We start from the raw sequence: 13578 nt of genomic DNA on the forward strand, positions 1-13578 counted from the left end.
GACGAGTACCCGGTGTTGTGCTGTGCAGTTCCACAGCGAATGCCAGGTACTACTGCTCGGGTGACCGTTAATTCTGCATAGCTGCTTTACAGTCGTAGAGCACTGCAGGGAACTTGCCAGCTCCATTGGTTACCCGAGTTTAATTTTTTTCGCAAGCGGCCGATCCTCGACCACTTGGCGCAGCATTCAAACAGATGAATTTAGAAAATGCCCTCTAAAGAGCAAGAGTCTCGGACTAGAGCATCAGCTTGACGATCGACTGGTCCGGATCGCGGGTTTTCCCGGCGGCTTTTAGCTCGGCCAGATAATCGGCCCAGAGTGCGTCATGACGTCGCCCCAGCTCGTAGAGGTATTCCCAGGTGAACAGGCCACTGTCGTGACCGTCGTCGAAGGTCAGTTTCAGTGCGTAGTGACCGGCCGGTTCCAGTGCGGTCAGTCCGACATTGAGCTTGCCGAATTGCAGGATCGGTTTGCCGTGGCCCTGGACCTCGGCGGAGGGGGAATGCACGCGCAGGAATTCTGCGGGCAGGGTGTACTCCTCGCCGGACGCGTATTTGAGCGTCAGGGTTTTCGAGGCTTTGTGCAGTTTGATGTCGGTGGGAATAGTGGTCATTGCAGGTCATCCGACTGTGATGAGCCCCTGTAGGAGCTGCCGCAGGCTGCGATCTTTTGATCTTGTCTTTTAAAAAACAAAATCAAAGATCGCAGCCTGCGGCAGCTCCTACAGGGAAGAGTGACCTACAGGATATAACGGGACAGGTCTTCGTTCTGCGCCAATTCGCCCAGGTGGCTGTTGACGTATGCAGCGTCGATCAGGATCGGCTTGTCGTCATGCGCGCTGGCCAGGTCGCCGGCACTGAAGGACACCTCTTCCAGCAGACGCTCAAGCAGCGTGTGCAGACGACGGGCACCGATGTTCTCGGTCTTCTCGTTGACCTGCCAGGCGATTTCCGCCAGACGCTTGATGCCTTCCGGCTGGAACTGGATGTTCAGGCCTTCGGTTTTCAGCAGTGCGCAGTATTGCTCGGTGAGCGAGGCGTGCGGTTCGCTGAGGATGCGTTCGAAGTCTTCCGGGCTCAGCGCCTTGAGTTCGACGCGGATCGGCAGACGACCCTGCAGCTCAGGCACCAGATCGCTCGGCTTGCTCAGGTGGAACGCGCCGGAGGCGATGAACAGGATGTGGTCGGTCTTGACCATGCCCAGCTTGGTGTTGACGGTGCAGCCTTCGATCAGCGGCAGCAGGTCGCGCTGTACGCCTTCACGGGACACATCGGCCCCGCCGACATTGCCGCGCTTGGCGACCTTGTCGATTTCGTCGATGAACACGATGCCGTGCTGCTCGACCGCTTCCAGCGCCTTGGCCTTCAGTTCTTCTTCGTTGACCAGACGCCCGGCCTCTTCGTCGCGCACCAGTTTCAGCGCTTCCTTGACCTTGAGCTTGCGCGCTTTCTTCTTGCCCTTGCCCATGTTGGCGAACAGGTTCTGCAACTGGCTGGTCATTTCTTCCATGCCAGGCGGCGTGGCGATCTCGATGCCGGCCACTTCGGCGACTTCGATCTCGATTTCCTTGTCGTCCAGCTGACCTTCGCGCAGGCGTTTGCGGAACAGCTGACGGGTGTTGGAGTCGCTGCTCGGCGCTTCTTCATTGCTGAAGCCCATGCGTGCCGGTGGCAGCAGTGCGTCGAGGATACGATCCTCGGCAGCGTCTTCTGCACGGTGACGTACGCGGGTCATTTCCTGCTCGCGGAGCATCTTGATCGCAGCGTCGGCCAGATCACGGATGATCGATTCGACGTCACGGCCAACGTAGCCGACTTCGGTGAATTTGGTCGCTTCGACCTTGATGAACGGCGCGTTGGCCAGTTTCGCCAGGCGACGGGCGATCTCGGTTTTACCGACACCGGTCGGGCCGATCATCAGGATGTTTTTCGGGGTCACTTCAACGCGCAGCTCTTCAGGCAGCTGCATGCGGCGCCAGCGGTTGCGCAGGGCAATCGCGACGGCGCGCTTGGCATCGTCCTGGCCGATGATATGGCGGTTGAGTTCGTGGACGATTTCGCGGGGAGTCATGGACATAATAATTGACGGTCCTCAAGCAGAAACAAGCCGTGGCACTTAGGCCGCGTCAAGCTTATTCAGCGAGATCCTGCTCCTCAATGGTCTGGGTGTGGTTGGTGAATACACAGATGTCGCCGGCGATACCGAGGGCAGTTTCGACGATCTCACGGGCCGACAGGTCGGTCTTTTTCAACAGCGCGCTGGCTGCGGCTTGCGCGTAGGCGCCGCCGGAACCCATGGCGATCAGGCCGTCTTCAGGTTCGACTACGTCACCGTTGCCGGTGATGATCAGCGAGGCGTCCTTGTTGGCAACCGCGAGCATCGCTTCGAGGCGGCTCAGGGAGCGGTCGGTGCGCCATTCTTTGGCGAGTTCTACAGCGGCGCGGATCAGGTGGCCCTGATGTTTCTCGAGCTGGCCTTCGAAGCGTTCGAACAGGGTGAAGGCGTCGGCGGTGGCACCGGCGAAACCGGCGATGACCTGACCGTGGTACAGGCGACGAACTTTCTTCGCGTTGCCTTTCATCACGGTATTGCCGAGAGAAACCTGGCCGTCGCCGCCCATGACGACTTTGCCGTGGCGGCGGACTGAAACGATGGTGGTCAAGGGAAGAGTCTCCACGCAGCGGGGCGAAAATGCCTTATGCCCATTCATATGGGGGTGCTGGAGAGGATTTCAACCGGGGGCGCAGAGAGGAGACGAGCGGTGATGAAGGGTTGGTGCAAATCTCTGTGGCGAGGGAGCTTGTCGAATCGTCGCACCGTCCCGCTCGGCTGCGCAGCAGTCGTAAAACCTGCAATCCCGGTCTGTCTGATGCACTGGATTCACAGGGTTTGGGGGCGCTTCGCACCCCAGCGGGAGCAAGCTCCCTCGCCACAAAGTCCGCCGAACGATTTACGTTCGGCGAGAGATCAGCGGCTCTGGCGTTGTTGTAACAACAGATTGCTGAAGCCGCTGCCGGCCAGTTGTTTCTGCGCCGTGGTCAGCTGTTCGCGGTTGCTGAACGGGCCAACCAGTACGCGATACCAGGTTTCATCCTTCACTGTGCCGGACTCAACCGCCACAGCCTGGCCGAGCAGAATGATCTGCGCCCGCACCTTGTCCGCGTCCGCCTCTTTGCGGAACGAACCGGCCTGGAGGAAGAACTTGGTCACTGGCGCCGCTTTCGCCACCGGTGGCGCTGGCGGTGGGGTAATGCCCGACAGCGCGGCCTGCGCGCGTGCGGTGTCGATCTTCGCCGCTTCCGCCGGGGTAACCGGTGTGGTCGGCACTTGCGGCGTCGGCAGGGTTTTCTCCGGCACGGCATCCGGCGGCACGATCACTTCCGATTCCGGCAGCAGGGTGTAGAAGTCGTACTTCGGCTTCACCGGTTGCGTCGGGCTCGGCGGGGTCTTGTTGGCCTCGGCGATCTTCGACGCTTTCTGCTGCTGCGCCTGCTCGACTTTCTCGCGCTTGACCGTGTCGCTGCCCTTGCCCGGCTCCAGTTTCATCAGGAACACGATGAACGCGCCGACCGTCAGGCCGATGGCCATCCACAGCCAGCCCGGGATCGGTTGCTTTGCAGGAGCTTGGTAACGGCTGGCGCCACGCTTGGGTGCAGGTTTTTTCTTGGCAGCCAACTTACATGCGCTCCAGAGTTTCCAGGCCCAACAGTTCCAGGCCTTGCTTGAGAGTACGACCGGTCAGCGCGGCCAGACGCAGACGGCTCTGCATCTGGACCGGCGTTTCGGCGGCGAGGATCGGGCAGTTCTCGTAGAAGCTGGAGAACAGACCGGCGACGTCATACAGATAAGTGCAGAGAATGTGCGGCGTGCCTTTTTCCGCAACGCTGTTCAGCACTTCGCCGAACTGCGCCAGCTTCGCCGCCAGCTCTTGCTCGTGCGCGGCTTCGAGGACGATCTGGCCGTCGACTTCGCTGAAGTCCTTGCCCAGTTTGCGGAACACACCGGCCACACGGGTATAGGCGTACAGCAGGTACGGCGCGGTGTTGCCTTCGAAATTCAGCATCAGGTCGAAGTTGAAGCTGTAGTCGCTGGTGCGGTGCTTGGACAGGTCGGCGTATTTCACCGCACCGATGCCGACAACCTTGGCGATGTTGCGCAGTTCGTCTTCGGCCAGTGTCGGGTTCTTCTCTTTGACCAGGTTGTAGGCACGTTCCTGGGCTTCGGTCAGCAAATCGATCAGCTTCACGGTGCCGCCATCACGGGTCTTGAACGGACGGCCGTCGGCGCCATTCATGGTGCCGAAGCCCATGTGCTCCATTTCCATCGGATGGGTCACGAAACCGGCTTTGCGCGCCACGGCGAACACTTGCTGGAAGTGCAGGGCCTGACGCTGGTCGACGAAGTACAGCGCGCGGTCGGCCTTCAACTTGCCACTGCGGTAGCGCACGGCTGCCAGGTCAGTGGTGGCGTACAGGTAACCGCCGTCAGCCTTGACGATGATCACTGGTAGCGGATCGCCGTCGGCGTTCTTGAACTCGTCGAGGAACACGCACTGGGCGCCGTTGCTCTCGACCAGCATGCCGGCGGCTTTGAGGTCGTTGACCACGTTGATCAGGTCGTCGTTGTAGGCGCTTTCGCCCATCACGTCGGCCATGGTCAGTTTGACGTTGAGCAGTTCGTAGATCTTCTGGCAGTGCGACAGCGAGATGTCCTTGAACTTGGTCCACAGCGCCAGGCACTCGGCATCGCCGGCCTGCAGCTTGACCACCAGGCCACGGGCGCGGTCGGCGAACTCTTCGGATTCATCGAAACGCTGCTTGGCGGCGCGGTAGAAGTTTTCCAGATCGGACAGCTCGTCGCTGGTGATCGGGTTTTCCTGCAAGTAAGCCATCAGCATGCCGAACTGGGTGCCCCAGTCGCCCACGTGGTTCTGGCGGATCACTTCGTCGCCAAGGAACTCGAGAACACGGGCCACGCCGTCGCCGATGATGGTCGAGCGCAAGTGGCCGACGTGCATCTCTTTGGCCAGGTTCGGCGCCGACAGGTCGACCACGGTGCGTTGCGCCGGGCCGGCCTTGCGCACGCCAACGTGAGCATCGGCCAGGGCGGCGTCGAGGCGCGAGGCGAGGGCCTGGGTGTTCTGGAAGAAATTGATGAAGCCGGGGCCGGCGATTTCGGCCTTGGTGACGTTCTCGTCGGCCGGCAGCGCGGCAATGATTTTCTCCGCCAGATCGCGCGGCTTCATGCCCGCAGGCTTGGCCAGCATCATGGCGATGTTGCTGGCGAAGTCGCCGTGGGTCTTGTCACGGGCGTTCTCCACCTGAATCGCCGGCGACAGGCCTTCAGGCAACACACCTTCGTTGACGAGTTGGGTGAGGGCTTGTTGGATCAGCTGGCGAATGGTGTCTTTCATGGTCTTCTCTTTCGACCGCAAGCGCGGCGGCGCATCGATGCGCGGGTGGAAAAACTGGGCATTATCCGTTGCGAAGACGGGCTTGCCAACCTTAGCAGGCAGGATGTGGATATGTGGTGACAAATTACCCTGTGGCGAGGGAGCTTGCTCCGGCTCGGCTGCGCAACAGTCGTAAAACCGCTGACTCGGTTCGGCTGGCATTTCCGTTTTGGGGCCGCTTCGCGCCCCAGCGGGAGCAAGCTCCCTCGCCACAGGTCAGCGTCAATACAAATCCACCGGATCGACATCCAGCGACCAGCGCACCGCGCGCCCGCTCGGCATCTGCTCCAGCACCAGCAACCAGCTGGCGAGCAGTCGATGCAAGGGTGCCCGCGCCGCCGCCTGCACCAACAGCTGTGCCCGATAGCGCCCCGCACGGCGCTCCATCGGTGCCGGCACCGGTCCGAGCAATTCGATCCCGCCCAGATTCTGTTCAGCCAGCAAGCGCTCGGCGGCGCTGCATGCCTCATCGAGAAAACCTTCCGCCTGCCCCGGTTTGTGCGCTTCGGCGCGTAACAGCGCCAGGTGTGAAAACGGCGGCAGCCCCGCCGCGCGGCGCTCACTCAAGGCCTGCTCGGCAAAGGCGAAGTAGCCCTGCTCGGTGAGTTGCACCAATAGAGGATGGTCGGCCAAATGCGTCTGGATGATCACCTTGCCCGGCTCCTCGGCCCGCCCGGCGCGCCCCGCGACCTGCACGATCAACTGTGCCATGCGCTCGCTGGCGCGGAAGTCGCCGGAAAACAGCCCGCCGTCGGCATCCAGAATCGACACCAGCGTGACCCGCGGGAAGTGGTGCCCCTTGGCCAACATCTGGGTGCCGACCAGAATGCATGGCTGGCCCTTCTGAATCGTTGCGAACAGTTGATTCATCGCGTCCTTGCGCGAAGTGCTGTCGCGGTCGACCCGCAGCACCGGGTAGTCCGGGAACAGAATCGCCAGGCGTTCTTCGGCGCGTTCGGTGCCGGCGCCCACCGGCCGCAGATCGACCTTGTTGCACTTGGGGCACTGGCGCGGCGTGCGTTCGACGTTGCCGCAGTGATGACAGCGCAGCTCACCGTAGCGCTGGTGCACGGTCATCCGCGCGTCGCAGCGTGAGCATTCGGACATCCAGCCGCAATCGTGGCACAGCAATGTCGGCGCAAAGCCGCGCCGGTTGAGGAACACCAGCACCTGTTGGCCCGCTGCGAGGGTCTGGCCGATGGCTTGCTGCATCGGCCCGGAAATGCCGCTGTCCAGCGGGCGGCTTTTCACGTCCAGTCGCAGGAACCGAGGTTGCCTGGCGCCGCCAGCGCGCTCGTTCAGGCGCAGCAGGCCATAACGACCGGTGTAGGCGTTGTGCAGGCTTTCCAGCGACGGCGTGGCGGAGCCGAGGACGATCGGGATGTTTTCCTGGCGCGCACGCACCAGCGCCAGATCCCGGGCGTGGTAGCGCAGGCCTTCCTGCTGTTTATAGGAGCCGTCGTGTTCTTCGTCGATGATGATCAGTCCCGGGTTTTTCATCGGGGTGAACAGCGCCGAGCGGGTGCCGATAATAATGTCGGCCTCGCCGTCGCGGGCAGCGAGCCAGGCGTCGAGGCGCTCACGGTCGTTGACCGCCGAATGCAGCAGGGCGATGCGCGCATTGAAGCGCTGCTCGAAACGCGCCAGAGTCTGCGGGCCGAGGTTGATCTCGGGGATCAGCACCAGCGCCTGCTTGCCGGCTTCGAGGGTTTCGCGGATCAGCTGCAGATAGACTTCGGTCTTGCCGCTGCCGGTGACCCCGGCCAGCAGAAACGCGTGATAACTGTCGAACCCGGCGCGGATCGCTTCGTAAGCGGCGCGTTGTTCGGTGTTGAGCGGCAGTTCCGGTTGCGCCAGCCAGTGTTCATGGCGCACGCCGGGGGCGTGCCGGCGGATCTCCACTTGCACCAGTCCCTTGGCCAGCAGCAGGTCGAGGCTGTCCTTGCTCAGCATCAGCTTGCTCAGCAACTGATGGGCCACGCCGTGGGGGTGCTGCGCCAGCGTCGACAATGCTTCACGCTGGCGCGGGGCGCGGGCGATGCGCGGATCATCGAGGCTGGCACCGGGCGCAACCGACCAAAAGCGCTCCTGACGGGCTTCAGCCAGTTCGCCCTGTCGCAGCAAAACCGGCAGCGCCCAGCTCAGGGTGTCGCCGAGGCTGTGCTGATAATACTGGGATGTCCACAGGCACAGCTTGAACAGCGCGGGCGGCAGCGGCGGCTCGGCATCGAGCAGGGCCAGCGCCGGTTTGAGTTTTTCCAGCGGTACATCGCTGGTGTCGGTGACTTCGACCAGGATCCCGATCATTTCCCGGCGCCCGAACGGCACACGCAGGCGCATGCCCGGCTGCAACTGGGCACGCGATACCCCGGCCGGCGCCCGATAATCGAACAGGCGGCGCAGGGGCGAAGGCAGGGCGAGGCGCAGAATGGCGTCGGGCACGCGGGGGGATCTCTATCAACACAAAAGGAGGCTTGGCGCAGATCAAGTGTGGGAGCGAGCTTGCTCGCGAACGCGGTGTGTCAGGCACGAAGTCATCAACTGGCACAACGCATTCGCGAGCAAGCTCGCTCCCACAGGGGTGCGTTCAAGCCCGGGAGCCTAGCAGACGGTCGGTCTCAGGGACAGCTTGCGCGATTGACATTGTCTGGTAGAATCCGCGGCCTAATTACGTGCGGTATTCAACAATAGTGTTGGGTGGCGGCACGCTAGCTGAGGAAGACATCATGAAAGCTGATATCCACCCGAATTACCCAGAAGTTGCAGTAACCTGCAGCTGCGGCAACAAGTTCGAAACCCGTTCGACCTTCGGCAAAGCCCTGGCGATCGACGTTTGCAACGAGTGCCACCCGTTCTACACCGGTAAGCAGAAGACTCTGGACACCGGTGGTCGCGTTCAGAAGTTCGCCGACCGTTTCGGTGCCTTCGGCGCCAAGAAGTAAGATTGGTCATTCTGGAAAATCGCGACGGTTTCTCCAGGCTGATGAAAAAGGCGTCCCTTGTGGGCGCCTTTTTTGTGTCCGCGATTTGGCTGTCCGGCGCCCAGGCGTTTTGCCCTGCGCCGGCCGGCCTGAGCAGCGTCAGCGTCCAGCGTGTGGTCGATGGCGACACGCTACGCCTGAGCGATGGGCGCAGTGTGCGGATGATCGGTCTCAACACGCCGGAACTGGGCAAGCAGGGCCGCAGTGACGAAGCCTTCGCCGTGGCGGCGCGCAAACGCCTCGAAGCGCTGGTGGCGGACAGTGGCGGGCGGGTCGGGTTGCTCCCCGGCAGGCAGGCCAAAGACCATTACGGCCGGACCCTCGCGCATGTCTACAGCACCAACGGCACCAATCTTGAAGCGCAAATGCTCGCCGACGGCCTCGGTTTTCAGGTCGCGGTGGCGCCGAACGTCGATCTTGTTGCCTGTCAGCAGGCCGCTGAGAGGCGCGCGCGAACCGCTGGACGCGGCGTCTGGCGCCAGTCGCCTGTACTGAAAGCGCAGCAGATCCAGCGTTCGGGTTTCGCCGTGGTCAGCGGGCGTGTGAGCAAGGTTCAGCGCAATCGCGGTGGAATCTGGATCGAGTTGCAGGACGCGCTTGTGTTGCGCGTTGCACCCAATCTGCTCGGACAGTTCGACAATGCCCGCTTGCAGGCATTGAAAGGCAAGCAGGTCGAGGCTCGCGGCTGGGTCGTCGATCGTTCGCGACGCGGCGGGTTGAAACCGGGTCAGCCACGCTGGTTACTTCCGCTGACGGATCCTTCAATGCTGCAAAGCGCTCGCTGAATAAAAATTGTAGACATTTTTTCTGTTGATTGTGAACAGTCCAGCCCTTGTGCGCCGTGGCTCTTGGCCCAAAGTCGTAGGACAGCGCGCTTGACAGGGGTGACCGCTCAGTCTTGTGGGGACTTTGCGAGGCGCGTATCCTCGCTGACCAGTCTGTCCAACAGTAAAAAGCGGAATGCCAAAATGTCTGATCTGAAAACTGCCGCTCTCGAATATCATGCCAATCCTCGTCCAGGGAAGCTGAGTGTCGAGCTCACCAAGGCCACTGCTACCGCCCGCGACCTGTCGCTGGCCTACAGCCCCGGCGTAGCTGAACCAGTGCGTGAGATCGCTCGCGATCCTGAACTGGCCTACAAGTACACCGGCAAGGGCAACCTGGTTGCAGTCATTTCCGATGGCACCGCGATTCTGGGGCTGGGTAACCTCGGCCCACTGGCTTCCAAGCCGGTTATGGAAGGTAAAGGCGTGCTGTTCAAGCGCTTCGCCGGTATCGACGTATTCGACATCGAAGTCGACTCCGAAAGCCCGCAAGCCTTCATCGACACCGTAAAACGCATCTCCATCACCTTCGGTGGCATCAACCTGGAAGACATCAAGGCACCTGAGTGCTTCGAGATCGAACGTGCTCTGATCGAGCAGTGCGACATTCCGGTATTCCACGATGACCAGCACGGCACCGCAATCGTGACCGCGGCCGGCATGATCAACGCCCTGGAAATCGCCGGCAAGACCCTGCCGGAAGCCAAGATCGTCTGCCTCGGCGCCGGCGCTGCGGCCATCTCCTGCATGAAGTTGCTGGTGAGCATGGGCGCAAAAATCGAAAACATCTTCATGGTTGACCGTACCGGTGTGATCCACTCCGGCCGTGACGACCTGAACCAGTACAAAGCCGTGTTCGCTCACGCCACCGACAAGCGCAGCCTGGCTGACGCTCTGCAAGGCGCTGACGTGTTCGTCGGTCTGTCCGGCCCGAACCTGCTGAGCCCTGAAGGTCTGCTGTCGATGGCGGCCAACCCGATCGTCTTCGCCTGCTCGAACCCGGATCCGGAAATCTCCCCGGAACTGGCACACGCCACCCGCAGCGACGTGATCATGGCCACCGGTCGTTCCGACTACCCGAACCAGGTCAACAACGTTCTGGGCTTCCCGTTCATTTTCCGTGGTGCCCTGGACGTTCGCGCCAAGCGCATCAACGAAGAAATGAAAGTGGCTGCGGCCAACGCCCTGCGCGAACTGGCCAAGCTGCCAGTGCCGCAGGACGTGTGCGACGCCTACGGTGGTGCGCCGCTGGAATTCGGCCGTGAGTACATCATTCCGAAGCCAATGGACAAGCGCCTGATCACCCTGATCTCCGACGCCGTGGCCAAAGCTGCGATCGAGACCGGTGTGGCGACCCTGCCGTATCCGAAGAACTACCCGCTGAAAAGCGTGGATGACGTGTTCAACGGCTAAGTCGTTGTAGCGCTTCAACCGAAAGCCCCGGCTCGTCATGAGTCGGGGCTTTTTTATGCCTGATATTTTTGTCGCGACTGGATTGGCGCCATCGCGAGCAGGCTCACTCCTACAGGGTTTGAGTTGTTCACTCTATCTATGCCGCACCTTGGTCCTTGTAGGAGTGAGCCTGCTCGCGATGAGGCCAGTGGTCTCACCACAAAACCAACAGGCAATAAAAAGCCCCGCTCTCTCGAAGGCGGGGCTTTTCAATAACGCTGGATCAGAACAGATCGATCGGTGCCTGCTCATCAGCCGGCAGCGGACTGCCCGGTACGGCACCGTTGCCCAGCTCATTCACCGAAGGCGGCGTGTCTTCCGACTTGAACAGCTCGAAGTAAGCACCTGGCGTGCTTGGCGTTGCCGCGCGACCGCTGACCGGATCCACCCGCAGGCTGAGGATGCCTTCCGGCTCAGGCTGCACATGCGGCGGCTTGTCCTTGAGCGCGGCCGACATGTAGTTCATCCAGATCGGCAGCGCCACGGTACCGCCGAACTCGCGACGACCGAGGCTTTCCGGCTGATCGAAACCGGTCCACACGGTGGTCACGTAATCGGCGTTGTAGCCGGAGAACCACGCATCCTTCGATTCGTTGGTGGTACCGGTCTTGCCCGCGATATCGCTGCGACCCATGGCCAGTGCGCGGCGCCCGGTGCCGAGCTTGATCACGTCCTGCAGCATGCTGTTGAGAATGTACGTGGTGCGGCCATCGACGATTCGCTCGGCGACTGCCGGCGCTTGTGGCGCGGCGGCAGTGCCCGGGGCTTCACCCGGCACCGGCGCGGCGTTGACGGTGATCGGCTGCGACGCTGGCGCGGCGAGGCCATCCGTGGCCGACACGCCCTGAGGCACGGTCGGCGGGTTGGCGACGAACAACGTGTCGCCGTTACGGCTTTCGATCTTGTCGATGATGTACGGGGTGATCTTGAAGCCGCCGTTGGCGAAGGTGCTCCAGCCTGTGGCGATTTCCATCGGTGTCAGGGTTGCGGTGCCCAGTGCCAGCGACAGGTTCGGCGGCAGGTCCTGCTTGTTGAAGCCGAAACGGGTGATGTAGTCGATGGTCTTGCCCACACCCATCGCCTGCAGCAGGCGGATCGACACCAGGTTACGCGACTTGTACAACGCCTCGCGCAGCCGGATCGGGCCGAGGAAGGTGTTGGTGTCGTTCTTCGGCCGCCAGACCTTATCCAGGTACTCGTCGACGAACACGATCGGAGCGTCGTTGACCAGCGTCGCGGCGGTATAACCACTGTCCAGCGCAGCGCTGTAGACGAACGGCTTGAAGCTCGAACCCGGCTGACGCTTGGCCTGCAGGGCACGGTTGTAGTTGCTCTGCTCGAAAGCGAAACCACCGACCAGCGAGCGAATCGCGCCGTTCTGCGGATCCAGCGATACCAGCGCGCCCTGCGCCTGCGGGATCTGGCTGAATTTGAGCGAATTGTTCGGCTGACGCTGCACCCGAATCAGATCGCCGACCTGCGCCACATCCGACGGCTGACGCGGTGCCGCGCCCATGCTGTTGGTATTGAGGAACGGCCGCGCCCATTTCATGGTGTCCCAGGCGACGTGTTCTTCGCCGGTACGGGTCAGCACCTGCAAGCCATTCTTGTCGACCTGGGTGACGATGGCCGGCTCAAGACTGCTGATGGTGCGCTGCTTGGTCAGCTCGCTGGCCCACGCTTCGTGGGTCTTGCCCGGCAGACGCGATTCAGGGCCACGGTAGCCGTGACGCTGGTCGTAGGTCATCAGGCCTTCGTGCAGCGCGGTGTTGGCCATTTCCTGCAGATTGCTCGGTACCGTGGTGGTGACGCGGAAACCTTCGGTGTAGGCGTCGCTGCCATAGCGACCGACCATTTCGGCACGGGCCATTTCGGCGATGTACGGCGCGTTCACTTCCGGCGTCGGTACGTGATAACTGGCGTTCAGCGGCTCGTTGATCGCGGCGGTGTAGTCCGCTTCGGAAATCTTCCCGAGCTTGTACATGCGCCCGAGGATCCAGTCACGGCGCTCCTTGCTGCGCGCCGGGTTGGCCAGCGGGTTGAAGCGCGACGGGGCTTTCGGCAGGCCGGCGATCATCGCCATCTGCGCCAGGCTGACGTCGCGGATCGACTTGCCGTAATACACCTGCGCTGCCGCCTCGATGCCATAGGCGCGGTTACCCAGATAAATCTTGTTCACGTACAGCTCGAGGATCTCGTCCTTGGTCAGCTGCCGCTCGATCTGCAGAGCCAGAAGAATCTCGGTGGTCTTGCGCGAGAAGCTGCGTTCGCTGGTCAGGAAGAAGTTCTTCGCCACCTGCATGGTGATGGTGCTGCCGCCGGACTGAATGTGCCCGCTTTTGACCAGTTGGGTCGCGGCACGCATCAGGCTGCTCGGATCGACGCCATAGTGGTTGGCAAAATTGTCGTCTTCAGCACTTAGTAACGCATTAATGAAATTGGGTGGAATGTCGGCGAAACGGATCGGAGTACGGCGCATTTCGCCAAATTCTGCGATCAACTTGTTGTCGCTGCTGTAGACCCGGAGCGGAATCTGCAACTGAATGCTTCTCAGCGCCTCCACAGACGGCAAACCCGGACTAAGGTAAAGAAACGCGCCGCTGAGACCTAAAAGCAGTCCGCAGAAAACGGCGACGATGGACCAACCGAAAAATTTCAGCAGACGAATCAAGGCTTTTGAACATCCAGGGCAAAGAATGAATTGGGCGACAGGGTTCCGGTAACACACAGAACAACCTGGGCCGGCAGTAAAAAGCGGAAAAAAACGCTGGGCATTATAAGCACTTTTCTGCTGGGGGCGTCATTTGCGCTTCTGTCAAGACGGGGTGAAGGAACGCAATGCGTATTACAGAGTCCGTAACTCACGGAA

At 61.5% G+C, this 13578-nt stretch carries 10 protein-coding genes; 3 read left to right on the forward strand and 7 right to left on the reverse strand.

What is annotated here, in order from left to right; genetic code table 11:
- Nucleotides 1-235: 235 nt before the first annotated feature.
- The 6 genes from ABV589_RS17140 to ABV589_RS17165 all read right to left on the reverse strand — a co-directional run bounded on the left by ABV589_RS17140 (nt 236) and on the right by ABV589_RS17165 (nt 7894).
- Nucleotides 236-613 (reverse strand): DUF971 domain-containing protein, encoded by a 378-nt coding sequence (locus ABV589_RS17140; RefSeq protein ID WP_367082670.1) that lies wholly within the window; start codon nt 611-613, stop codon nt 236-238.
- Nucleotides 614-738: 125 nt separating this feature from the next.
- Nucleotides 739-2076: an ATP-dependent protease ATPase subunit HslU gene (gene hslU / locus ABV589_RS17145; protein WP_007968354.1), complete on the reverse strand. Its 1338-nt coding sequence runs from the start codon at nt 2074-2076 to the stop codon at nt 739-741.
- Nucleotides 2077-2131: 55 nt separating this feature from the next.
- Nucleotides 2132-2662, reverse strand: a complete 531-nt coding sequence (gene hslV / locus ABV589_RS17150; protein ID WP_007968352.1) for an ATP-dependent protease subunit HslV — start codon at nt 2660-2662, stop codon at nt 2132-2134.
- A 305-nt stretch (nt 2663-2967) separates the two neighbouring features.
- The gene (locus ABV589_RS17155; protein WP_007968349.1) at nt 2968-3675 is read right to left on the reverse strand and encodes an SPOR domain-containing protein; all 708 of its coding nucleotides are present in this window, start codon (nt 3673-3675) and stop codon (nt 2968-2970) included.
- Between the two features lies 1 nt (nt 3676).
- Nucleotides 3677-5413: an arginine--tRNA ligase gene (gene argS, locus ABV589_RS17160; protein WP_367082672.1), complete on the reverse strand. Its 1737-nt coding sequence runs from the start codon at nt 5411-5413 to the stop codon at nt 3677-3679.
- 261 nt (nt 5414-5674) lie between these two features.
- The gene (locus tag ABV589_RS17165) at nt 5675-7894 is read right to left on the reverse strand and encodes a primosomal protein N' (protein WP_367082674.1); all 2220 of its coding nucleotides are present in this window, start codon (nt 7892-7894) and stop codon (nt 5675-5677) included.
- A gap of 284 nt (nt 7895-8178) precedes the next feature.
- On the opposite strand from ABV589_RS17165, the gene rpmE reads away from it, so the two are divergent.
- From rpmE to ABV589_RS17180, 3 genes are all read left to right on the forward strand, one after another.
- Nucleotides 8179-8394 (forward strand): 50S ribosomal protein L31, encoded by a 216-nt coding sequence (gene rpmE / locus ABV589_RS17170; protein ID WP_007968345.1) that lies wholly within the window; start codon nt 8179-8181, stop codon nt 8392-8394.
- A 41-nt stretch (nt 8395-8435) separates the two neighbouring features.
- A complete protein-coding gene (locus ABV589_RS17175; protein ID WP_367082676.1) occupies nt 8436-9218 on the forward strand; it encodes a thermonuclease family protein in 783 nt (260 codons plus the stop codon).
- Between the two features lie 183 nt (nt 9219-9401).
- Complete coding sequence (locus tag ABV589_RS17180) at nt 9402-10670, forward strand: malic enzyme-like NAD(P)-binding protein (protein ID WP_007968342.1); 1269 nt, start codon at nt 9402-9404, stop codon at nt 10668-10670.
- Nucleotides 10671-10932: 262 nt separating this feature from the next.
- On the opposite strand, the gene ABV589_RS17185 is transcribed toward ABV589_RS17180, so the two are convergent.
- A complete protein-coding gene (locus ABV589_RS17185) occupies nt 10933-13380 on the reverse strand; it encodes a penicillin-binding protein 1A (RefSeq protein ID WP_367082678.1) in 2448 nt (815 codons plus the stop codon).
- Nucleotides 13381-13578: the final 198 nt, after the last annotated feature.

Source organism: Pseudomonas sp. HOU2, from assembly GCF_040729435.1.
GTDB lineage: Bacteria > Pseudomonadota > Gammaproteobacteria > Pseudomonadales > Pseudomonadaceae > Aquipseudomonas.